Here is a 25,143-nt window from a genome sequence, read left to right on the forward strand (position 1 = left end):
ATATATGGGAAAATAATATTATTTTGATATAACTGCATCTTTAAGGGTGCAGTTTTTTATTTTACATACTTTACTTGGAGGGAATAAAAATGGAAACTAGAGTTGCTATTATTGGAATAATTGTTGAAAATGAGAGTTCAGTTGAGTCATTAAATGCTTTACTTCATGAATACGGAAAGTACATAATTGGACGTATGGGTATTCCTTACCGTGTAAAGAGCATAAATATAATAAGCATTGCTATAGATGCTCCTCAGGATGTAATTAGTGCACTATCCGGTAAGATAGGAAAATTGAATGGAATTAGCAGTAAGACCTTGTATTCTAAGGTCATTACAAAAGAATGATTTGACCATTTATAAAGGTAAAAAAGACAGGGAGGGATGAGATTTATGATAAAAATAGCTGTTTACGGAAAAGGCGGAATAGGGAAGTCTACAACAGTTTCTAATATTGCTGCTGCCCTTGCAAAAAAGGGACTTAAGGTTATGCAGATTGGCTGTGATCCTAAAGCAGATTCCACTATAAATTTACACAATGGTACGGTAATTCCTACTGTGCTTGATTTAGTTCGTGCAAAGAAAAATGACTTTGCTCTTGAGGACATGACTACAGTGGGATATGCCGGTGTTGTCTGTGTTGAGGCAGGAGGTCCAACACCTGGACTTGGATGTGCGGGTCGTGGCATTATTGCAGCGCTAGAAAAGCTTAAGGAGAAAGGTGCATATGAAGTATATAAGCCTGATGTAGTAATTTACGATGTCCTTGGTGATGTGGTCTGCGGCGGATTTTCCATGCCAATGCGCAGTGGATACGCTAATAAAGTGTTTATTGTTACTTCAGGTGAAAATATGTCCATCCATGCAGCAGCAAATATTGCAGTTGCAGTTGAAAATTTTAAGGACAGGGGATACGCTGAGCTTGGAGGTCTCATTCTTAATCGCAGAAATGTAAAAAATGAAGAAGAAAAAGTGGCAGAACTGGCAGATGACATTAATTCAACCATTGTAGGTACACTTGACCGCAGTGAAACCGTTCAGGAGGCAGAAAACCTTAAGAAAACAGTAATTGAAGCATTTCCTGAAAGTGAAATGGCAGATCAGTATAGAAAACTTGCTGTGAGCATTATGAAGGACTGCGGAAAGGAAATATTATGATAAGTATTAGTGCAGCAAAAAAAGATAAATCAAATGTATATGTAAAAATTAAAGAAGCAGAGTTTCCTTCATCTTTTGTATCGGGCTTAGAATACAGTGCGCCTGCAAGAGGTACCTGGAATATTGTCCATACCGGTATGTTAATACCTGGAGCACATCAAATTTTTGTGTGTGCCTTGGGCTGCCTCAGGGGTGTTGTACTCACAGCGGCTGAAATGAATGCTATGGATAGATTTTCATCTGTAGTTATTTATGAAAACAATGTGCTGGAAGGTGACATGGAAAGTCTTATTATTGATGGTGTAGCGGACATACTTAAAAAGCTTCCTAAGAAGCCGCCTGCTGTTCTGGTTTATACAAGCTGTATCCATCATTTTATGGGATGTGATCTTTCAGTTGTTTACCGTACCCTACGAGAAAAATTTCCTGATGTGGCATTTGCGGACTGTTATATGAATCCAATTATGCGTAAAAGCGGACTTAATCCGGATCAAATTATGAGCCGTCAACTCTATAGTCTTCTTGAAAAACGTCCTAAAAATGGATTATCTATTAATATTATAGGCAATAATTTTGCTACTTATGAAAGCAGTGAACTTGTCCGTATGATTCGTGAAAATGGTTTTGAACTTAAGGATATTACTCTGTGCAGGACTTATGAGGATTATCTTAGTATGGCAGAAAGTGCAGTTAATATATCCTACAATCCAGTGGCAAAAGCAGGAGGCGATGAACTTGAAAGAAGGCTTGGACAAAAGCATTTGTATCTGCCTCTTTGTTACGGTTATAAGGAAATAACAGAGCATTTATATGAACTGGCGGATTATCTTAATATACCAAAGCCGGATTATACTTCTGCCATTGAAGGTGCAGAGAAAGCCTTAAAAAAAGCAAAAAATGTTCTTCGCGATACACCAGTTGCCATCGATTATACTGCTACCATGCGTCCCCTTGGCCTTGCACGACTTTTAATTGAACATGGCTTTAAAGTGGATAGAGTATATGCTGATGGATTTAATGAAGAAGAAAAGGATGATTTTTATTGGCTTAAGGAAAATAGTCCTGAGCTTAAAATATATCCTACGGTTAATGCTAGAATGCGTGTACTGCCAAGAAAAAGTAATGAAAAAATGCTTGCAATAGGGCAGAAGGCAGCATATTTTACTGGTACAGAAAACTTTGTGAATATAGTACAGGGTGGAGGAATGTATGGCTTTGATGGTATTTGCCGCATGGCTGATCTTATGATGGATGCTTATATTAATACCAAAGATACAAGGAACTTGATACAAATAAAGGGATTGGGGTGTGATTGCTTGTTATGAGACAAACAGCGAGTTTTATTTCAACTTATTCGGCAGATGAAGCCGGCATTTGCTCTGCACTATATGAATTAGGCGGAATGACGGTGATACATGATCCCTCAGGATGTAATTCAACTTATACTACCCATGATGAACCTAGATGGTATGACATGGATAGCATGATATATATATCTGGACTATCAGAAATTGAAGCTATTATGGGCGACGATGATAAGCTTATAAATGATATTTTAGAGGCAGCAAAACAACTGTCACCGCGTTTTATAGCAATTGCAGGATCACCGATTCCAATGATGGTAGGAACTGATATTGAGGCTATTGCAAAAGTTGTGGAGCACAGGGCGGGGATACCTACCTTTGGCTTTTTAACAAACGGAATGAATTCATATTTATCTGGGGCAAGTATGGCTTTTAAGGCGGTTGCAGAGAGAATGGTTGATAGAAATATTAGTAAAGACAGCAAATTGTCTTTAAATATTATAGGGGCAACGCCTCTTGATTTTTCTGTTAACGGCAGTGTGGATTCAATAAAAAAACTGCTCATAGATAATGGGCTTAATATAGTAAGTACATGGGCAATGGGTAGTACTTTAGATGAAATTAAGAAATCCGGACAGGCATCGGTTAATCTTGTTATATCATACTCAGGATTAGCTGCTGCTGAAGAACTTAAAAAGATGTTTGGTACTCCTTATGTTGTTGGTGTACCATACGGAAAAACATTTTCAAAACAGATTATTCAAGATTTGAAAGCTGCTGTGGATACTGGAGAAAATAAAGTATGCTATACGAAAAGATTAGTTAAGGATATGTCCGATATTACGATTATTGGTGAAAGTGTAATGTCTGGTTCTATTGCAGCAGCTATTAATGCTGAATCAGGCAGAACAGTACAGGTACTTTGCCCTCTGGAAACGGAACAAAAGCTCATGGCAGACGGTGATTTTAGTGCACGTGATGAGGATGATTTAGCACCATACCTTAAAAAGTCAAAAATATTAATTGCTGATCCAATGTATCGTCCAATATGTCCCAAGAACTGTGAATTTATAGCTCTGCCACATGAAGCATTTTCAGGGAGAATATACAGCAAGGACATACCTAATTTGGTTGAGGATTTTAAGTTAAAAAGAAATTAAGAATGGTGGTAACTTTTTCTTCACCATTCTTAATTATTTTTTCTTGATTTTTTCCCGTTCTAGTTTTGGTACTTCTTTTTAAGTTCAATTACTTTTTCTTTTGTAAGTTCTGATGCTGAAGCTACTTGTTCAACCGTGAGCCCCATTTTTAATAAATTTTCTGCTATTCTCACTGCTTTTTCGGCGGCTCCTTGAGTTATTCCTTCTTCTCTAGCAGCTTTTAGTCTAGTCATCTGGTCATGGATTTCTGCTTCTCTTGCTTCATATGCCATTCTTGATTCTTCATCTTTGCTTATTATTTGAAGTTTATCATAAGCTTCTTTTATATCTTTATTTTTTGATGCTAGCATTTCCATTACCTCCTTTGACTTTGCTCCTATAAATTCCATCCACTGAATTATTGCGGTATTTTCATCTTTTTTTACGTCTTTTTTATCGAGTTTTGGAAGTTCTAAATAGTGAATTTCAAGTATATCTGTAAGTTTATATCCTGTTTCATCCTCTGTTATATGATAACTTGTATGAATTTTGTTTAATGGTATACACTCAAAATCTACTATATTTATGGTTATACATTTTTTAAGCTTGTCATAAGTGTCTCCAGACTTTATTTGTGATGTATACATTTTTGACCAGTAAAAAGTGGTTCTTTCAGCCATATAGTCCGTTGATAGCACCTGAATTTCTATATCTATTTCTTTTTTGTCTTTTGTCTTTGCTCTTACATCTAGAATACCTTTTTTATCTTCTGCAAATTGCCTTGGCAGTTCATTATTTATTATTTTTAAATCATTGAGTTCTTCTTTAGATATATTTAATATGGAGCTTAATAGTGATTGCAGTAAAGCTATGTTGTTGGAATCCCCAAACAAAAGCTTAAATGCAAAATCTACTTTTGGAGACATTATAAAATTGTCATCGTAAATTTCAGATCTTCCTGTTTTTCTAGCCATTTAATCATCTCCTTGTAAAGGCTTTTCGATTCAATTATTAAGTTATATATTTTAAGCCCTATAATTAAGCTTTAACCTGTTTTTCTAATTATATTCACCTAACTTTATTTTATCAGAAAATATACTTAAAGCACAATTAAAAACATAAAAAAGAAATTAAGAAAGAAGAATTAAGAATGGTGGTAACTTTTTATCCTAGTCAAATCTTCCTTTATAGTATAAGCCAGCGCATTAGGCGCTGGCTTATTATTAATAAGTTATTGTGGTTCAATACCAGAATTTAAAGTAGTACCATTATAAGAAGTTATTTTATTGGAGGTGCTGTAATTATTATCTGAAGCATCAAAGGAATAATCATTTGATTGATCATAATTTGTCCAATCAGACTTTGCAAAACGTGTCATAACTTGTATACTTTCATTTGGTGCAAGAGTTCCTGCAGCTGTTGTAAAGCCTATTTCAAGATAATAATTTGCAGTTGCAGTTGGGTTATCCATTTTAACAAAAGTTCCAGTTACATTAGAATTTCCAACTGGAGACCAGTCACACCAGAAGCATTGAGGCTCTGTACCTTCTAATGTAAAATAATATCTTATTTTTACATCAGCAAGATTAAGAGGTGAAGAGCTAGTGTTTGTAATCTTAAATCTTGGTGCAAGTGAATTTGAAGTTGAGCTAGTAATCATATTAAAGGACTCTACTTTAAAGGTTGCCGGTGGAATAATAGTAAGAACTTGATCCTTGCCTTCACTGAAACTAAAGGTAAGCTTTAAGGATTTAGCACTTTGCTTACTGAGATATTCCTTTTTGATTGTTACAACATTTCCATCTACAGTATAATCAGTATCTGCTGTAAGAGTTGCATCTCCATTTTTAATAGCTGAAAGAGTGTTTCCTTTAAGTGCCATTGTAACTTGAATATCCTTTGGCGCTTTGCTATCAAATACTGTACTATATGGAGTAATTGTAGAGTTTTGAGGTGTATCCTTTACGTCTATATTTAGTATTGGATTAATTCCCTCACTGAAATCAAAAGTGAGTTTTGTAGTACCAACAGGCTGCTTTGCAAGGTATTCTTTTTTAATTGTTACAACATTTCCGTCTACAGTATAATCAGTATCTGCTTTAAGGATTGTATCTCCATTTTTAATAGCTGAAAGAGTGTTTCCGTTAAGAGCCATTGTTACAGCAACATCCTCTGGAACTCGTTTTTCAAAAGCAGTTTTATTAGGGGTAATTGTTGAACATGGAGTAGTATCAGTTACATTTATTTTTAAAATAAAACTGTCTGCTTTATCAAAATTAAAGGATAAATCTGTTTCTCCAAGCTGCTGCTTTGCAAGATATTCCTTTGCAATTGTTACGTTATTTCCGTCAACTGTATAGTCTTTGCCAGAAACTAGAGAATAATCACCATTAGTGATTCCTGTAAGACTACTATTACCTTGGTTCATTGTAACTGTAATGTCCTTTTGCTTATTGGCAGCACTATTAAAGGATGCTGTGCGTGGACTTACATAAGGACTTGGTGTGGTATCACCAACGGCAATTAAAAGATTAGGATTAACTCCACCACTGTAATTAAGGGTGAGTTTTGCTGTATCTACTGGTAATGTTGACAGATACTCTTTTTTAATAGTAAGCTTATTGTCATCTACAGTATAATCAGTTCCAGCTTTTAATACATAATCTCCATTTGTGATTGAGCTTAAAGTATTAGCTTTTGAATCTAGTGTAACAGTAACATCTTTTTGATTTTCTTTGGCTTTATCAAAAGTTGCTACATCAGGAGATATAGATGCACTTAAATCTGAGTCAGGTCCGTATACTCCAAGCTCGAAAATAGAGTACCCATAGCTGCTATTAACTCTCTGCAGGCCGTAAATTCTTACATAACGTCCAGAGCCCTTAAGGCTTATATCTTCAGTTTGTCCTTTTCCGCTGTATTGAGTGTAAACATCAGTCCAAGAAGTTGCATCATCTGAAACTTGAATTTTATATTGTGCTGCATATGCAGTTTCCCAGTTTATGATTACTCTATTTATGTCTTTCTTTTCGCCAAGATCTACATAAACCCAATTTGAATCTGAAGTATTACTTGCCCATCGTGTATTTGGGTCACCATCAACGATGTTATCTGCTGAATATTCAGTGCTTTCAAGAGAAGAAGCAACAGCTTTTTTGTTAAGAGCAAGATTTCCAGCTGGCAAGCCTTCTTTAGGCATTTCAGGAGGAAGATTTGATAACATTGATATAGGTCTTACAGCGAGATTCTTTACACTGTATTTACTTGTTACAGCAACCTCTAAGCCCCAATCGTGTAAAGTAGCATAAGTGCTGTCTGTTGTCATATCCAAAAATGTTTGAGGTTTGTTTCCAGGACCCCATTCCCAAGCTATATAACCTATTTGGTTTTTAGCACAATTCTCCATTATGGTTTTGTATGGGATTTGACCAGCTTCTGTAGTATCCCATTCATTACCGAATTCTCCAACTACCAAAGGTAGGTTCATATCTGCAGATTTTTTTAGTGAGTCAACTACTTCTTGATCAGTATGTCCATACATATATGGCCACCACATGTGGACGGAGAACATAACATTTTTATCAGGGTCAGCACTGATTATGTCAGGACCGCAGCTCTGGAGAATCTTAATATTTTGTCCCCAAGAAGTACCATCAATTAATAGAGGTACATGAATACCTGCTGTTCTCATTTTACTTACGGCTGATTCATATCCAGATTTGAAATCAGCATCTGTTACAGAAGTATCACCTACTTCATTTCCAATGTTAACTAAGAGATACTGCTGATGCTTTTGAATTACTTTTACTATATCAGGCCTTGTCCAGTAATCAACAAGTGAAGAGAGCTTGGACCATTCCCCAGTTGCATCATGAAGCTCTACAATAGGAATCATATGTTCTGCACGGCAGTTATGAATAACGGTATCCAGCTGCTCTGCTGTACCAGAAGTATTCCAAGTAATTCTTACACAGTTTGCTCCTGTTTTTGCTATTTCATGAAAAGATGGCTCACCATCTATATCTGTCCAAATAGCCATTTTGTTTATACCGTAAAGTGTTACTTTTTCTCCCTGATTGTCATAGAGAAACCTTCCTTGAACTCTGAAACCTGGATGAGTTGTATCAGTTGCAGCGTAGCAATTATTGAATGATAACAGCACGAAAAGTAGTGCTGCAAAAGCTGAAAACAATAAACAATGTTTTTTCATTATTTGTAACCCTTCTTTCTTTTTGTTAATAGAATATTTTAAGTATGGTTAAAAAACTAGAGATGTAATTAAATTTATACTTGCAAAATAGGAGTATGAATTTAATTAAGCTGCTTTTTAAAGAAATGATATATGTCTTTACAGGTAAAAACAACACTTTACATTATAACATAACTATATGGTAAAAGATATATATATATAATACTAATTTACATTAATAGAATATTTTTTGAGGATGGATGCGGATATAAAATTTGAATTTGAAAAAATTAAAAAGTTATTATTGTCTTAACGGGTTTAGAGTGCAATAGAATCTCAACTAAAAGCCTCATGCTATGCAGGTATGATAAAGTATAAGTAATTATTTCATAGATAAGGTTCATATATATTATTATGAAGAAGTAAAATGTAATTTTTTTTAATTACTAATAAATATTTTACGTTAAGATATATTAAATTTAGCCCATAAATTTAATATTAGGAGGTATATATGGACGATTATGAAATCAGAAAAGATTATGTAAAAGATTATGTTGCACCCTATGGTCAGAAAATAATGCATGGCAAAGTTTCAATGGAAGAACATTTTGAGTCTCCTACTTGGGATGCTACAGGTGATCCTCAGAATGAAACAGCCAGAGACAAGGTGGATTATTTTAAAGCAGTAAAAGCTCGTTTACATTCGCCTGAACTACGCATAAAGGACATGGACAGAAATGGAGTTGAAATGTTTATCATGTCACTGACTCAGCCTGGTGTGCAAGAAGTTTTTGATACAAAGGAAGCAGTAAAAATTGCTCATGAAATGAATATATGGGTTTATGAAAACTATGTTAAAAAATATCCTAAACGTTTCAACGCTTTTGCTGCGGTAGCAATGCAAGATCCTGAAGTCGCATGTAAAGAACTAGAGTTTTGCGTGAAAGAACTTGGATTTGTGGGAGCACTTATCAACGGCTATACTATGAAGGATGATAAAAATCATATAGAATATTTGGATGAACCACAGAATTTTTGTTTTTGGAAAAAGTTATCTGAATTAGACGTTCCTTTGTATTTACATCCACGTGATCCAGCACCAAGTCAGCAATTGGCTTACAAAGGATATGAGGGGCTTTTAGGTTCTGCTTGGGGCTTTGGAGCTGAAACAGCTTTACATGCCATTCGTATTCTTTGCAGTGGCATATTTGATGAATTGCCAAATGCCAAATTGATTCTAGCTCATCAAGGCGAAGGTATACCATTTGCATTATCAAGACTTCAACAACGTCTTAATAACCAAAATCCATGTGGTGCCCATAAAAAACCGCTGACATACTACTTTGAAAATAATATCTGGTTAACTACTAGTGGACATTTTAACACTTGTGCCTTAGAAAATACTCTTTCGTCAATCGGCAGCAATAGAGTAATGTTTTCCGCAGATACGCCTTATGAAAGTCTTGACAATGCCTGTATATGGTTTGATAATATTCCTATGAGTAGTGCAGAAAGACTGAAAATTGGACGTCAAAATGCAATTGATTTACTTAAATTAGATATCTAAATGATAGCCTGCCTTATACATTTTGTTTATCAATATTTCAAGGTAACTACTAAATGAGTGGTTGCCTTTTTTGTGTATTGACTAAGTTATAAGTTAAGGGTATTATAACGGTACAAGTATTTAAGTATATATTTATAAATTGTGGAGGAGTTATGGAAGATAAGGAAAAAAGTATTAAGAGTTCTAAAGATTTAGTACATGCTTTATACAATAGTATTGCACAATCAAAAAAAAGTGGATTTGAAGATATTAAAGAAGAATTATTAAAAATTTATGTAAAGCTAGATGTATCTAACGAAAAAAATATTCCTCTGATAGATAAGTTAGTTAAATATATATATTATACAGCTTATATAGAAAAACTACATTTTTCATCTTATGAAGATAATATTATAAGAGAGTTATCAGAAATGAGTAAATATACTGGTTTAAAGGGTGTAATTAAAAGTTTAAGTAAAGCTAGGATTGTCCGATGAAAAAATATATTTTAAAAGAAAAGTACAATGTATTGATTAAGTTAAAAGTCAACACATTGTACTAATATAACAATTTTAGGCGTTGTTACTCATCATTGTGTGAGATATACATGCCTTGGGAAGTTTTTCTCTGCAAAAATTCCACCATTGATTTTCTGTCATTTTTCCCATTTTAATTTGATGCGGAAAATAATTATAGATTACCCCAGGCACAGAAATTCCAAGAAGCATTCTAACATTGCCACATCCCAATTCACCACAAAACAATTCATCACATTTAGAGCGGAATTCTGAAATAATATTAGTACCTATTAGTTCTTTGGCTTTATCTTTAATTAAAATGCAATTCTTAGTCGGATAACGCAATAATTCTATTCTAACATCTAATATAATCATATCTGGTACGGATACATCTGCTGTTACTTGAATATCATGTTGATTATCTATTAAATGTGAGGTAGTTCTCCAAATATTATCCTTTACTTCATAATAGTTAACTTCAAAATTTCTTGAATAAAGACTCTTTTCCATAAATATACCTCCATAATTATACTCAGTACTGACTATAATGATATTTTTTTGGAACTCTTAAGAGAGTCCCTTTAATGTCTCATTTATCCATTTTAATTCAGTTTCTAAATGATATATATGATGATTAAATATGTTAATACAATAAATTCTGCACTCAGGTAACAATTTTTTTACTGTATTATCTTTATTATTAGCTAATTCTTTCAGCTTATTTTCTATATAATCTTTTTGCCTATTTAAATTTTTAATAACAGTTTTTTTATTAACAAATTCAGAAAAATATAATACTCCATCAAAATCGAATTCTAAACTATAATTTTCAGCTAAAATTTTATTAATCAGGGAATTAAAATAAGAAACTCCTGAATCAGTGATAGAATATACTGTCTTTTCAGGCCTATTACCATCTTTTTCAATAACATAATTTATATAGCCTTTTTCCGCAAGTTTATCTAAATGATAATAAATTGTAGGGAGTTTGATTTTAGCAAAGTCTGCTATGTTATCTGATACTATTTGTTTAATACTGTATCCATGCTTTGAACCATATCTCATGAGAATCCCTAGAATATATAATTGTATTTTCATTTATAATCTCCTTATACTCAGTACTGAGTATAAGTATATCATATTTTTCGATACCGTCAACAATATATGCAGAATCTCAACTACAAATTTACCATTTATCCTAAAATCATTTAAGTGATTGATCTAATGAAAACATTGATAGAAAATTTTGTACTCCTTTATTATTAGTTTTATAAACAAGATAACTATTGATTTGAGGTGTGTCAAAATCAATTAATGGTATTGAAATCAAGGAGTTATTTTCTATATAGGATTTTACAATGCTTTTGGGGAGAAAACTATAACCGAAACCATCAAGCAAATACTGCACGAGTTTTGTACTGTTGTCAATCTCAAAGGGAAATTGATAATAGTTAGGAAATAAAGAACGTATAAATTGTCCTGTTCCCTGCAGCGCAAGGTCACACATGAGATACTGTATTTTGGTGAGATCATTTTTATAGATACCATTTATAAAAGAATTGTTTTTAGGACTAGTGACGAGAATCAGCTCGTCAGAAGCAAAGGGGACACATTGGTATCCAGGTTTTTTATAATATAGATATGAAAAAACAATATCCAGTAGTTGGTCTTCTAATAGATGCAGCAAATCCTGTGAATGATCAAGTATTACTTTAACTGAAGTGTCATGATTGGAAATTAGAAAAGAGCTGATAATGGGATATAAATAACATTCATAAACAGTATCGGCACTTCCAATTCGAAGTGTGTTTTTAAAAAAATTCACCTGATTCATTTCTTGCATGGCATTTTTCTCTAATTCTAAAATTCTCTTTGCATAACTCTTAAACAGAATACCTTCTCTAGTTAGTCCTATATGTTTTTTATCACGGATAAATAATTTTTTGCCAATTTCTTTTTCTAGTTCGGCAATACGGTTTGTCACTGTGGATTGAGCTACAAATAATTTTTCAGCTGTAAGTGAAAAATTATTTAATTTTGAAAGTAGAAGAAAGGTCTTTAAAGTCTGCGTGTCCATGTTAAAACTCCTTTAATTATTCGAAAAACGAATTAATAGTATCAATAAGATCCATTTAACAAATAATAGCATATGCATTATAATAAGTCAAGATACTGAGATAGAGAAAAAGGGGTTATGCTTAAATGAATAAAATTGGTGAAAATAAGTATAAAAAATGGATGATCTTTGCAGTTACTAGCATGGCAAATCTAGTTGTATGCTTTTCTATAAATAGTTTGAATCTTGCTCTTCCAACACTTACAAAGGAATTTGGCGTTAGTCAGAATAGTATTAGCTGGCTAGCACTAGTGTACTCACTTATACCATGTTGTACTCTGCTGATTTTTGGGAGGACAGCAGAACTTTATGGGTATAAGAGGCAGTTTAAAATTGGATTTTTGTTTTTCGGGGCAGTATGTATTGCAGCGCCATTATTGTCGGTAAATTTAGGAGCGCTGATTTTTTTTCGCTGCTTACAGGGAATTGGATATAGTATTATGATTTCTATTACACAGGCAATTGTTAGTCGAACTTTTGATTCAAATAAGCGTGGCAAGGCGCTTGGCATAAACTCTGTATTTATTTCCATAGGAATGGCTGCGGGACCTACAATTGGGGGATTTTTATTGACTCATTTCTCGTGGCATGCTATTTTTTATTTTAATGTGCCATTTTGCATTTTAGGTTTTATTGCAACCTGCATTGTTATGCCAGATGACAAGAAAGAGGTTTCTGAATCAAAAGGTATGGATTGGCTTGGTGCCATTTTATTTTCAATGTCAATAGGTGCCATTTCAGTAGGGCTTAACTTTAGTATTAAATGGGGATGGAAATCAGTTCCGTTTTTAGGATGTGTATTTTTCAGCGTTCTTGTATTATATATATTTATCATGCGTGAAAAACGTACAGAATTACCATTAATGCCTCTGAAGTTATTTAAAAATAAAATGTTTTCCATGGCAAATATTGTGTGTATGCTTTCTTATCTTGTACAGCAATTGATTACATACCTAGTACCATTTTACTTAGTGGACATACTGCTATTACCATCGGATCAGTCAGGGCTAATCATGCTGGCATCTCCAATTATGATGATGGTGATGTCGCCACTTGGAGGGAGTATGTGTGATAAGTATGGAACACGTTTACCGTCCGGTATTGGATTGATTTTTATATGTGGAGGATGTCTATTTATGAGTTTATTGAAAAGTTCTTCTAATTATACTATGGTCATATTTACACTAATTGCTATGGGAATTGGAAATGGACTGAGTGTTTCTTCAATCAATGCGGCTATTTTAAATTCAGCGCCTAGAAAACATGCCGGTGTTGCTTCTGGAATGTTAGCAACAATGCGTAATTTTGGACAGACATTAGGTGTTGCATCCAGTAGTGTCATTTTAACGTCACGCCAGTTAGTTTACAGTAAAAATAAAAGTTTGAGTGCGAAGGATATTTATCTATTTGCACAAAGGGATACTTATTATTTTGGAATTTTTATTTTAATAGTAGCGCTGGCTTTTGTGTTTTTACTTCCTCGTACTATTACAGAAGGGAAATTAGCAATGAAGAATTAAGAATGATGGTAACTTTTTCTTCGCTTCACTGCGAAAAGCTTATAAAATTTAGGTTTTCCAGAGCAAAGCGGCGGAAAATCATCATTCATTCTTAATTCTTAATTCTTCATTTCCTTTAAGCTCTTAGTTTTTATTTTATTGTGCAGTCAGCGCCATTTAACTTGTAAGCTGTTGGTGCACTAAATGTTCCACTGTAGCTCATATTGAAACCAAAGCTCTGAGTTGAGTTAGGTGCTATTGCAGCATTGTAGGGCATACTAGATACTGTTATAGTATTGTTTGCCCCCATTTTATAGCTGCCATCCCACATATTTGTTACAGCTTGACCGTTAGGGAGAGTCCATGATAAATTCCAGCCGTTTATTGGAGTCGTACCATTATTTTTTATTGTTACATTAATTGATGCGCCGGAACCCCAATTGCTTGCAACTGAACATGAAACTTCAATTGGTGATTGTGGTTTAGGCTCAGGAGAAGTTGAAATTGTATAGGTATCAGAAGTTACATCTGAATCTGTCATTCCAGCCTTTACAGCAATAGCTTTTAAAGTAGTAGTTTTTGATATTGTTATTGGTCCACTATATAATGTTGATGAACTTGTAGGATCACTTCCGTCAGTTGTATAATATATAGCCGCCTTTGAAGTTGCGCTGCTTAAAGTCACCTTTTGAGCAGTGGTATATGTTCCGGACACAACACTCATAGCTGGAGCTTCAACTTTAGTAGTAGTTGGTACAGGAGTTGGATTATCATTCTGCTTTGCTGGGAATGCTAATTGAAGGAAGTTCCACATAGCAGGTCTCCATACGCTGCCATCGTGACCTCCACCTTGAACAGACAACCAGTAATGTGGAATGTTATGAGCGACGCAATAATTATGTGTAGCTAAATTTGGTGGATAAAAACCGTCCCAATCTGATGTTCCGCAGGAAAGAAGTAGTGTTTTAATTTTTGCTTTGGCTTCTGCTCCATTATTAGGGAACATGTTTGCATCAGATGGATGATTAAATGGTGTAGCAGATGATGGACATATATGGTGGAAGGTGTCTAGATGACCGAGACCTTCAGCAAATGTTACTCCGCCGCCCATTGAATAACCATAAATTCCTCTATGATCAGCATCAGCTATAATTGGATAATGTGATTCAGCATATGGCATAACAGCATTAAATAGTTCATTATGAGAATTAACGTTATTATTGTCCATGGATACTATTATTACTGGCTGAATTTTTCCCTGACCAATAAGGTTATCAGCTAAAGTACTAGCATCAACACACCAACTGTCAAAAATGGTTGATGGCCAAGAATTAACACCGTGAATTGCATAAATAACAGGATACTTTTTAGTTGTGCTGTAGCCTGGTGGAGTATAAACTACCATCTTTCTTGTACTTTTTGTTACTGATGAATAATAGTAAACATCTTTAACATTTCCTGATGGATACTGACCGTGTTTATCATACCCTGCTGGTGGCATAGTTGGAAGTGTTGTTGCTGATTTACTTGTTGTAGCAGCTTTAACGCTTATGGTACTTGAGGCTGAAGAAGTAGCAGGTATAAAGTTATTTATTGCAACTGGCTGCGAGAACATAATAACAGCAGCCAAACCGAATAGTAATTTTCTCTTTAACATAAAATTTCCTCCATTGAAATTATTTGTTTTAAATCAAGAATTATGGTAACTTTTTCTCCGCTCTCATACGAAAAACACATTAACCTATTTAAAGATTAAATAATAGGATATCAAGTTAAATAAGTTACTTATATCCAAAATTCCGTAGGTACGGAGGAATTTTTTCATTTGATTCTCCCAAAGCGAATTAACATTGATGAAGTAACAATTTAAAAAAAATCTAATAAATCTTGATAAGAAAATTGTAAAATACTTAGAATTTTAATTTGTTTGAGCAGTTTTTAGCGAGTTATTAAAACTCTTAGGATTTTATGATTTTCTTATCTTAGATTTATAGAATTTTTTTAATGTTACAAATCAATGTTAATTGGCTGGTTCGAAAGTCCAGAATTGATTGTCTCCGCCAGTGCAGCTCCACTGACACACATTAGCACCGTCATTAGTTGCATAATTAGAATCATCTAGTGCTTTAGTCCCATTACTGCACATAGTTGTAATAACATATGAATTTCCATTGCCTGAAGGTTTTAAAGAAAATTGCTGAGGAGTATGTCCATATGCATTGTAAATTTCAACATTTGTTCCATCGTTATTAGCGCCATTACATACATCAAGCATGAAATTACCTAATGCACTTTTTAATGTTACGCAGCCATTACCTATGTTGTTTAAATACCACTTTTGACCTGCAGCACCTGAAGATGCATCTAGCTCAACGTTTTGGGCTGCGCGTCCTGTGTTAACTGCAACCTGAAGATATTTATTAGCATGAACATTTTTAATGCGATACCATCCATTATTTAAAGTTGTTGGATTACTAGGGTTAGTTGAATTAGAAGGAGTTATATAAACTCTATATCCGCTAGTATTATTGGTATTTGATATTGATACATTAATTGAGTTATTAGACACACTATAATTCTTTAAGGAGACTAGACTTGTGCCATTCACAGGAGTATCTTTACTTTGCCAATCTACTTTTTCTACTTTAACAGTTGCAGTCGAACCAACAAAAGCTGGGATATTTTTTAAATTAACATTAATGGTTCCATCATTAACTCCGCCTAAGAGTACGCTTATATATTTAGCATTTGAATCAACGCACGAGAAGCCATCCACTTGTTTGCTATTATCATTTGGAGGTGTAACATTAACCATATTACCTGTCATATCACCATACCATTTATAAAACCACCATCCAGCACCTTTTTGTGTATCAGATGCCATAAGACTTCCTAATCTGCCTGGTGCATTTGTCCACCACCATGAAATACAAGCAGCATCTACTTTATTACGTTCAAATTTTGCAATAAAAGGTGCTGATGCTCCTGGCTGACCCTCGGCATAGTGATTACTGTCACTATATTCATTTATTGATATTTTCTTTTCTGGTATTCCAAATGATCTTTCTAAGTTTTTTAAATCTCTAATATTATTAGAAATATTTTGGCTTCCACCAAGTTCATGCCAACAAATTACATCTGGAACACAGTTATTTCTCCTGCAAAAGTTAAGGAAAGCATTCATATTGTAATGATTATAATATGAGTATGAAGGACCTATAATTTGAGCTGTTGGATCTTGAGAACGTATTAACTTATAAGTTTGAAGCCACATGTTATTAAAACTTACACTGTTACTTTTCCATGTGCCGTCTGGCTCGTTCCATATTTCGTAACCATAAAAGTTTGTACAACCTGAAGCTTTTTTTTGATTGATTACATTAGAAACTTTACTGAGCCAATCATTCATGTTTGTAAAAGCATAAGGCCATCCTCTAAATATATCTGCCAATCTAATCATGACTCTACCTGTTGTGCCAGTAAGTCTTTTAGCTGTAGGTATAGCAGCTCCAGTGTATTGCTGATGGTTAAAGCCTGATAAGGCCGGATTTGTGAAAACATTTGGCTTTAGAGGTGCAACAAACTGTGCAATATAAACTGGTTTATTTTCTGTAACTCCATAGAGAGATCCACTTGCGCAGTGAGTTACGCTTCTAATTGTATTTTGGCAATCTACAGTTAGAGTGTTAGCGGCGAAAGCGGGCACTGAAGGAACTGTAGTTGCGGTCAAAGTCATTGCTAAGCTTAATGCCATACCAATAAATTTTTTATTCATAATTAAGCCTCCTTGCATTAAACTTTAATTAATTATTAGTTGGTTGAAACTAAAGTAAGTGAAGAGTTAAGAGTTAATGAAACTTTTTCTATGTTACACCGTGAAAACTCTTAAATGTATAGCTGCTTCTATCACTCTTAACTCTCTTTAAGTTCTTGACTTTTTTTAGAACTAGTTTTACTTTATTGTGCAGTCAACACCATTTAACTTGTAAGCAGTTGGTGCACTAAATGTTCCGTTGTAGCTTATATTGAAACCAAAGCTTTGAGTTGAGTTAGGTGCGATTACAGCATTGTAAGGCAGACTAGATACTGTTATAGCATTATTTGCCCCCATTTTATAGCTGCCATTCCACATGTTTGTTACAGTTTGACCGTTAGGTAGAGTCCATGATAAATTCCAGCCGTTTATTGGAGTTGTACCATTGTTCTTGATTGTTACATTAATTGATGCACCAGAGCCCCAATTGCTTGCAACTGAACATGAAATTTCAACTGGTGATTGTGGTTCAGGAGAAGTTGAAATTGTATAGTCAGCAGAAGTTATATCTGAATCTGTCATTCCATTCTTTACAGCAATAGCTTTTAAAGTAGTAGTTTTTGATATTGTTATTGGTCCACTATATAATGTTGATGAAGTTGTAGGATCACTTCCGTCAGTTGTATAATATATAGCTGCGTCTGAAGTTGAGCTGCTTAAACTTACCTTTTGGGCGGTGGTATATGTGCCGGATACAACACTCATAGTTGGAGCTTCAACTTTAGTAGTAGTTGGTACAGGGGTTGGAGTATCACCATTTAAGTCTCCAACGAAAGTAGTTACACTTTGTGCTGGAAGAGACGCTGTGAAGTTTCCATTAGTTGCAGTTATGTCTGCTCCTTTAGCCATGTTAGCTGAACCTGAAGTTACATATGAAGATACTTTAGAAACACTGCCATTTTTCATACTGAAGTTTTGGTTTACTGCGTTTGTTCCTTGGTTTATTGCAACAACAACTACTTTACTATCTCCTGTATATGCTGATACATAAACATTTGATTGAGGACTGCTTGTAGCATCAATCCTATAATAGCCGTTTCTAATAAATTTAGAGAACTGTCCCATTACGTAAGTTTTTTTGTAAGTCTCATTAGTTCTAGTGTTATATAAGCCGTTTTGATCTCCAGATATCCACCAATATACATAAGCGTTCATGTTTCCGATTGTCATGCAATCATTAATTTCTTTAGCTAATTTAACACATGTAGCTGGATCGTTGCCTTCAAGATAGTGTTCAGTCATCCAGATATCTTTTCCCTTATTACGTGCTGAAGGATAATCTTTAATAGTAGCTCCATATAAATGTCCTCCAATAATTGAAACATACTTAGCAGTATTAGGATCATTAAGAATTGGATCTGAGAGTGCCTGGTTAAAGCCTAGAGATTCAGGCATAATGAGTTTAACAACGCTGGATAGACCAGCTCCATACTGTGAAATAAAATCATGGAACTGCTGTGATGTCCAGGTACAAGCATCGTAATCAGGTGCCCAATCTGGTTCATTCTGAAGAGACAGAGCATATAAAGGAGCTCCATTATCAGACATATATTTTACAAAAGTCTTTAGGTAAGCTGCATAATCAGCATAAGAAGAAGGTTTTAAGTAACCTCTATTAGCACCAGTTGTTGTGTTATTACTTTTCATTGAAGCTGGTGGTGTCCATGGAGTTGCAAAGACAATACCTCCTCTTGCACGTACTTTTTTTGCATTAGAGAGCTCATCAGACCATGCTCTAAAGTCGCCTCTATTCCAGCCTTCATTTGGAGCAATACGCAATCTTACAATGTCTAAGCCTGCGTTTTTATAAAGAGTGTCCATGCAGGTATCGCTTAAAGCTCCACACCATGCACTTGAAGCACCAAAGCCTCTTATAACCTGATCCTTAGAAGTTACGTTTATTGTAGCAGTTGAAGCTGCTTTAACTGATGTTGCTTTGCCTGCAAAAGATAAGCAGGTCATAGAAACTGCCATTAAAGACAGTATTAATTTTTTTACTTTAATATTCATTTAAATTTCCTCCTTTAATTATTAGTTGGTTCAAATACCCAAGATTGATTGTCGCCGCCAGTGCAGCTCCACTCACATACATTAGAGCCGTCGTTAGTTGCATAATTAGCATCATCTAGTGCTTTGGTTCCATTGCTGCACATAGTCGTAATAACATATGAATTTCCACTTGATGAAGGTTTTAAAGAAAATTGCTGTGGAGTATGTCCATATGCATTGTAAATTTCAACTTTTGTACCATCGTCATTAGCACCACCACATACATCAAGCATAAAGTTGCCTAATGCACTTTTTAGTGTTATTAAGCCATTACCTATATTGTTTAAATACCACTTTTGACCATCAGTACCTGAAGATGAATCTATCTCAACATTTTGAGTTGCGCGTCCTATGTTATCTGCAACCTGAAGGTACTTCTCAGCATGAACATTTTTAATGCGGTACCATCCATTATTTAAAGTTGTTGGATTAGTAGGATTAGTTGGAGTAGCATTACCACCGCTAAATTGCCAGTAATCAACATTAAATAGGTAGCTATTGCTGCTTCCAGTAAATTTTAAATATAAGTCATGTATACCACTTACTTTATTTACCTTACAAGAATTAGTAACCCAAGATTGCCAACCACCTGTGTTCTTAACAGGACAAGTTCCAATTAGCGTTCCTGTGGGGCTATCAAGGTGAAGTTCAATATTTCCACCAGCATTTACTGAAGCCACTCTTGCATCAAAGGAAGTTGCTCCAGAACCAAAGTTAACACCTTTTACCTTTATCCAACTGTTATTTGTGATATTACATACATCCATTCCACCTTCACTGCAGCTTTCAGTCTTAACATTTGATTCCCAGCAAATTGTTTCAGCTTCATTTCTGACATATGGATTCAAATTACCAGTACCAGACACTCCCGTTTTAGTCATATTTATTGTTGGAAATGTGCCATCAGGATTATATTTAAATTCCTCAATACACACTGAACGTGTAAATCCTCCGCCTCCAGGTAAAGCACCATTATGATAAAAGAAATAGGAATGTCCTTTGAAGTCAATTACACCTGGATGATTTGTAAAACTGCCACCTTGAGAAGGCATAATCACACCTCTATAAGTCCATGGACCGGTAGGGCTTTTGCTTGTAGAATAAGAAATATATTCAGGTATACCACCTGCTGCATATACCATGTAGTACATTCCATTACGCTTATAAAACCATGGGCCTTCTTCATATAAAGTAAGTCTTTTATCAGACTTTCCAGTACGTGCTCCAAAACCGGATGTAGTCAAAGGTACTTGTACAATATTTCCTGAGTAAGAAATCATATCTTGATTTAACTTAACGTAAAAAAGATTAGGATTTCCCCAATACAAATATGCTTGGCCGTTATCATCTATAAACACTGTAGGATCAATATCACCTGTACCAGTAAAAGCTAGGGGATGTCCAAGGGCGTCTACAAAGGGTCCAGTAGGACTATTTGATACTGCAACGCCTATTGCCATGCCACCGCTTTTTTGAGTTACAGGAACATAGTAATAGAATTTACCGTTTCTAGGTATACATTGACCTGCCCAAGCATCACCTTTTGCCCAACTAAATGTCTTGTACGATAATGGTGATCCATGGTCTGTCCAATTTACCATATCTGTTGAAGAGTAGCATCTCCAATCATTCATGGTATACCAAGTTGATTTATCTTCATCATGCCCGGTATACAAATAGCAAGTACCGTTATAAACCATGGGAGCAGGGTCAGTAGTATACATGGTTTGTACTACCGGATTATCAGCATGACACACTCCTTGAGAAAGTAAAGAGAATGCAAGTGAAAGGGCTGCTATATAATATACTTTTTTCATATAATCACCTCCTAAAAAATTAAGAATTAAGAATGAATGAAACTTTTTCTACGTTCCACTGCGAAAAACTTCTAAACGTATAGATACCTCCATTTCCTTAATGGAAATGCTCTTAATTTATTTTTTAGTTTGCTGGTTCGAAGCTCCACGACTGATTGTCTCCACCAGTGCAGCTCCATTCACATACATTGGCACCGTCATTAGTTGAATAATTGCAATCATCTAATGCTTTGCTTCCATTACTGCACATAGTTGTAATAACATATGAATTTCCACTTGATGAAGGCTTTAATGAAAATTGCTGTGGAGTATGTCCATATGCATTGTAAATTTCAACTTTTGTGCCATCATCATTAGCACCACCACATACATCAAGCGTAAAGTCACCCAATGCACTTTTTAGTGTTAGTAAGCCATTACCTATATTGTTTAAATACCACTTTTGACCAGCAGCACTTGAAGATGAATCTAGCTCAACATTTTGAGTTGCGCGTCCTATGTTACCTGCAACTTGAAGGTACTTCTCAGCATGAACATTTTTAATGCGGTACCAACCATTATTTAAAACTCCTGAGCTTGGATTGGTGCCTGTACTTGTCCCTGTTGCAGTGGGGCTGAATCTAAAATAGTCAAAGTCCGCATAACCACTGGTGTCATGGCCTGTTGTGTAGTTAAACAGAGCAAATCTATAACCTACAAACCATAATTTATAGAAAAAATTCATTTTAAGGGTACTGCCAAACTGTGTCCAATTACTGCCGTTATAGCTGTAATAGAATTTAGCTGTCTCAGCATTGCAGTCGGCGTCAACCTTTAAATATATGGTGTTATTAGTAAGGTTAATAGAGTATTCTTTTCCGTCTACATTATATTGAACTAGCTTTTTGGTCCCATTATCATTCTTCACTGCTATATATCCATATTTACAGTGAAAGGCAGACAATCCGGAAATTTGTCCAGGTTTAAGATTCGATGCATCCAGCTTAACATAGCCCGAAGATGCTGGCCCTTGTATTCTTTGGGTTAAGGTATTTCTTGCTTGAAGAAGATCAGCAGAATAACTGGTTTTAAGTCTTAACCAACCTGGTCTTTCAGAGGTACTCCATTTTGAATTATCAGGATTGTGATTCCACTGCCACTGAGAAGATATAGAACCCTGCGCCTCAAATTCATCTGTTGTTCCAGGTGATTTTATTCCATTTCCTGCTGCGGGTTTAGTATATGTTAATGGTATCTTTCCATTTATGCCTATCATAGGCCAGTCGTTTGTCCAAGTAACTGGAGCAAGCTTTGGAATACGTCCAACTGCACCTTTATCTTCAAATAACATTGCCCAATTGTAGCTGCCATCTTCAACTACACAAACTTGATGATTTGCACCATCATCTAAAATTACTTTTTGCTCATAAGGACCTGTAAGACTTCTGGATCTCCAGGCTTTTTCTATACGCTGGTAAGGTCCATTTTCTTTTACGGGTGTTGAAAGTATATAATAGTAGCCATTCCTTTTGAAAATCCTATTACCATCATGGCTAGATCCACCATCAAAAACTTTTTTGTTTATTCCGCCGGGTTTAACAGACTTACAATCTGAAGTTAATTCTGTTACATTACATCCTCCATTAATAAGATATACTCTTCCATCAGTATCAAAGAAAAGATCTGCATCATGAGAATAGCCTAAACCTTTAATTTCTGTAAAATCCCAGCCACCAAAGCCCATTGGAGCTTTTTTTGTACATACAAAAGTTTTTCCAAGATCAAGTGAAGAAAAGGTAGCGTAAAAAGTACCATCATGATATTTTAAGCTTGGAGCCCAACAGCCATTTGCGTAAACGTTTTTACCATTTACTAGGTTGTAGGCATCTGCATGTGCTTTATCAATACCATTCATGCCTGCATCAATACGATCAAATGCATAGGAACAGGTTTCCCAATTAACAAGATCTTCTGATTTCAGTATAGGAAGTCCTGGCATATAATTAATGCTGGAACATGCCATATAATAAGTTGTTCCTACTTTAATAACACAGTTATCTGGATAGTCCGCATACATAACGGGGTTTTGATAAGTTCCATTCCCTAAATCTGAAGTATATGCCTTAGCACTAGTAAAGGATACCGCTGTTATCAATATACATGTTATTGCTGCTATGGAACTAAGCTTTTTAAAAGAAAACTTTTTTTTACATAAACTATTTTTCACTATAACAAAGCCTCCTTCTTATAGAGAAATTAAGAATAAATGAAACTTTTTTCATTGCTTTTACTCTATGGAAAGTAACAATATTTTGGAAGCGGTTTAAATAAAATTCAATGAATATTATCATATACGAGGTTTGGGCTTTAGCCCATTATCCTTCTTAATCTAATACAAGCACTTTCTGTATCACACAATGTTTAATTAAATATAAATGGAAGTTACTAATAGTAAACATTAAGATAGCCTATATTTTATACAGAAGAATGATGGGTTTATGACTAAACTCCCAATGATGTTTAGATTTATGAGTTTTATTTAATGTTTCAAAATATTATTATTTTCCAATGTTAATTAGCTGGTTCGAAAGTCCAAGACTGATTAGCACCAGCAGTGCAGCTCCATTCACATACATTAGAGCCGTCAGCAGTTGCATAATTAGCATCATCTAATGCCTTAGTTCCATTACTGCACATAGTTGTAATAACATATGAATTTCCATTTTCTGAAGGTTTTAAAGAAAATTGCTGTGGAGTATGTCCATATGCATTGAAGATTTGAACATTTGTCCCATCAGTATTAGCACCACCATATACATCAAGCATAAAGTTACCTAATGCACTTTTTAGTGTTATACATCCGTTACCTATATTGTTTAAGTACCATTTTTGACCGGCAGCACTTGAAGATGCATCTAGCTCAACATTTTGAGTTGCATTTCCTACATTACCTGCAACCTGAAGGTACTTATTAGCATGAACATTTTTAATGCGGTACCAGCCATTACTTAAGGTAGTATTATTTTGCTGATTACCACCTTGATTAGTATTTCCGTTTGCTGGGAATGCTAGTTGAAGGAAGTTCCACATAGCAGGTCTCCATACGCTGCCATCGTGACCTCCACCTTGAACAGATAACCAGTAATGTGGAATGTTATGAGCTAAGCAATAATTATGTGTAGCTAAATTTGGTGGATAAAAACCGTCCCAATCTGATGTTCCACAAGAAAGAAGTAGTGTTTTAACTTTTGCTTTAACTTCTGCTCCATTATTAGGGAACATGTTTGCATCAGATGGATGATTAAATGGTGTAGCAGATGATGGACATATGTGGTGGAAGGTGTCTAGATGACCTAGCCCTTCAGCAAATGTTACTCCTCCGCCCATTGAATAACCATAAATTCCTCTATGATCAGCATCAGCTATAATTGGATAATGTGATTCAGCATATGGCATAACAGCATTAAATAGTTCATCATGAGAATTAACGTTATTATTGTCCATAGATACCATTATTACTGGCTGAATTTTTCCTTGACCAATGAGGTTATCAGCTATGTTACTACCATCGCAGCACCAATCATCAAAGATAGTTGAAGGCCAAGAATTAACACCATGAATTCCATAAATAACAGGATACTTTTTAGTTGTGCTATAACCTGGTGGAGTATAAACTACCATCTTTCTTGTACTTTTTGTTACTTGTGAATAATAGTAAACGTCTTGAACTCTTCCTGATGGATATGGACCATGTTTGTCATATCCTGCTGGAGGCATAGTTGGAAGAGTTGTTACTGCTGAATTACTTGTTGTAGCAGCTTTAACGCTTATGGCACTTGAGGCTGAAGAAGCATTAGATGCAAAGTTATTTATTGCAACCGGCTGCGAGAACATAATAACAGCAGCCAAACCAAATAGTAATTTCCTCTTTAACATAAAATTTTTCCCCCTTAATAAATTTTATTTTGTTTAAATAGAATGTGAAAAGAAATTAAGAATTAAGAATGATGGTAACT

Annotated in this window: 18 protein-coding genes; 7 read left to right on the plus strand and 11 right to left on the minus strand. The window is 34.8% G+C overall.

Annotated features, from left to right (window positions below; translation table 11 throughout):
* Positions 1-89 precede the first annotated feature (89 nt).
* Genes BEE63_RS20265 through BEE63_RS20280 form a run of 4 tightly spaced genes read left to right on the plus strand, consistent with a single transcriptional unit; the run spans position 90 to position 3,621 of the window.
* Entirely contained in the window at positions 90-347 is a 258-nt protein-coding gene (locus tag BEE63_RS20265; RefSeq protein ID WP_066023326.1) for a TM1266 family iron-only hydrogenase system putative regulator, read from the plus strand.
* A 45-nt stretch (positions 348-392) separates the two neighbouring features.
* Complete coding sequence (locus BEE63_RS20270; protein ID WP_066023327.1) at positions 393-1,157, plus strand: AAA family ATPase; 765 nt, start codon at positions 393-395, stop codon at positions 1,155-1,157.
* Entirely contained in the window at positions 1,154-2,482 is a 1,329-nt protein-coding gene (locus BEE63_RS20275) for a nitrogenase component 1 (protein WP_100369845.1), read from the plus strand. Before BEE63_RS20270 ends, BEE63_RS20275 begins: the two co-directional genes overlap by 4 nt.
* Positions 2,479-3,621 (plus strand): nitrogenase component 1, encoded by a 1,143-nt coding sequence (locus tag BEE63_RS20280; RefSeq protein ID WP_066023329.1) that lies wholly within the window; start codon positions 2,479-2,481, stop codon positions 3,619-3,621. The genes BEE63_RS20275 and BEE63_RS20280 overlap by 4 nt, the downstream gene beginning before the upstream one ends.
* Positions 3,622-3,680: 59 nt before the next feature.
* Here BEE63_RS20280 and BEE63_RS20285 read toward each other — a convergent pair whose 3' ends face one another.
* Both BEE63_RS20285 and BEE63_RS20290 read right to left on the minus strand, forming a co-directional pair.
* Positions 3,681-4,574 carry an Rpn family recombination-promoting nuclease/putative transposase gene (locus tag BEE63_RS20285; RefSeq protein ID WP_066023330.1) on the minus strand — a complete coding sequence of 298 codons (894 nt, stop codon included), beginning with the start codon at positions 4,572-4,574 and terminating at the stop codon, positions 3,681-3,683.
* Positions 4,575-4,831: 257 nt separating this feature from the next.
* Positions 4,832-7,810: a X2-like carbohydrate binding domain-containing protein gene (locus BEE63_RS20290; protein WP_066023331.1), complete on the minus strand. Its 2,979-nt coding sequence runs from the start codon at positions 7,808-7,810 to the stop codon at positions 4,832-4,834.
* A gap of 490 nt (positions 7,811-8,300) precedes the next feature.
* Between BEE63_RS20290 and BEE63_RS20295 the strand changes: the two genes are divergently transcribed.
* Positions 8,301-9,356, plus strand: a complete 1,056-nt coding sequence (locus BEE63_RS20295; RefSeq protein ID WP_242874979.1) for an amidohydrolase family protein — start codon at positions 8,301-8,303, stop codon at positions 9,354-9,356.
* A 152-nt stretch (positions 9,357-9,508) separates the two neighbouring features.
* Entirely contained in the window at positions 9,509-9,832 is a 324-nt protein-coding gene (locus BEE63_RS20300; RefSeq protein WP_066023332.1) for a bacteriocin immunity protein, read from the plus strand.
* 75 nt (positions 9,833-9,907) lie between these two features.
* Here the strand turns inward: BEE63_RS20300 and BEE63_RS20305 are convergent, their stop codons facing one another.
* The 3 genes from BEE63_RS20305 to BEE63_RS20315 all read right to left on the minus strand — a co-directional run bounded on the left by BEE63_RS20305 (position 9,908) and on the right by BEE63_RS20315 (position 11,930).
* A complete protein-coding gene (locus BEE63_RS20305) occupies positions 9,908-10,363 on the minus strand; it encodes a DUF2889 domain-containing protein (protein ID WP_066023333.1) in 456 nt (151 codons plus the stop codon).
* 57 nt (positions 10,364-10,420) lie between these two features.
* The gene (locus BEE63_RS20310) at positions 10,421-10,951 is read right to left on the minus strand and encodes a PadR family transcriptional regulator (protein ID WP_066023334.1); all 531 of its coding nucleotides are present in this window, start codon (positions 10,949-10,951) and stop codon (positions 10,421-10,423) included.
* 106 nt (positions 10,952-11,057) lie between these two features.
* The gene (locus BEE63_RS20315) at positions 11,058-11,930 is read right to left on the minus strand and encodes a LysR family transcriptional regulator (RefSeq protein WP_066023335.1); all 873 of its coding nucleotides are present in this window, start codon (positions 11,928-11,930) and stop codon (positions 11,058-11,060) included.
* A gap of 161 nt (positions 11,931-12,091) precedes the next feature.
* Between BEE63_RS20315 and BEE63_RS20320 the strand changes: the two genes are divergently transcribed.
* Entirely contained in the window at positions 12,092-13,489 is a 1,398-nt protein-coding gene (locus tag BEE63_RS20320) for an MFS transporter (protein ID WP_278327722.1), read from the plus strand.
* A gap of 130 nt (positions 13,490-13,619) precedes the next feature.
* Here the strand turns inward: BEE63_RS20320 and BEE63_RS21305 are convergent, their stop codons facing one another.
* The 6 genes from BEE63_RS21305 to BEE63_RS20350 form a co-directional block, all read right to left on the minus strand.
* A complete protein-coding gene (locus BEE63_RS21305; RefSeq protein WP_081312670.1) occupies positions 13,620-15,125 on the minus strand; it encodes a cellulose binding domain-containing protein in 1,506 nt (501 codons plus the stop codon).
* A gap of 363 nt (positions 15,126-15,488) precedes the next feature.
* Positions 15,489-17,243 (minus strand): RICIN domain-containing protein, encoded by a 1,755-nt coding sequence (locus BEE63_RS20330; protein ID WP_242874983.1) that lies wholly within the window; start codon positions 17,241-17,243, stop codon positions 15,489-15,491.
* A 177-nt stretch (positions 17,244-17,420) separates the two neighbouring features.
* On the minus strand, positions 17,421-19,292 hold the full coding sequence (locus BEE63_RS20335) for a cellulose binding domain-containing protein (RefSeq protein ID WP_081312671.1): 1,872 nt from the start codon (positions 19,290-19,292) through the stop codon (positions 17,421-17,423).
* Positions 19,293-19,306: 14 nt separating this feature from the next.
* A complete protein-coding gene (locus BEE63_RS20340; protein WP_081312672.1) occupies positions 19,307-21,148 on the minus strand; it encodes a family 43 glycosylhydrolase in 1,842 nt (613 codons plus the stop codon).
* A 124-nt stretch (positions 21,149-21,272) separates the two neighbouring features.
* Complete coding sequence (locus BEE63_RS20345; protein ID WP_081312673.1) at positions 21,273-23,354, minus strand: family 43 glycosylhydrolase; 2,082 nt, start codon at positions 23,352-23,354, stop codon at positions 21,273-21,275.
* A 344-nt stretch (positions 23,355-23,698) separates the two neighbouring features.
* The gene (locus tag BEE63_RS20350; RefSeq protein ID WP_066023337.1) at positions 23,699-25,063 is read right to left on the minus strand and encodes an RICIN domain-containing protein; all 1,365 of its coding nucleotides are present in this window, start codon (positions 25,061-25,063) and stop codon (positions 23,699-23,701) included.
* Positions 25,064-25,143 lie beyond the last annotated feature (80 nt).

It is taken from the genome of Clostridium pasteurianum, from assembly GCF_001705235.1.
Lineage (GTDB): Bacteria > Bacillota > Clostridia > Clostridiales > Clostridiaceae > Clostridium_S > Clostridium_S pasteurianum_A.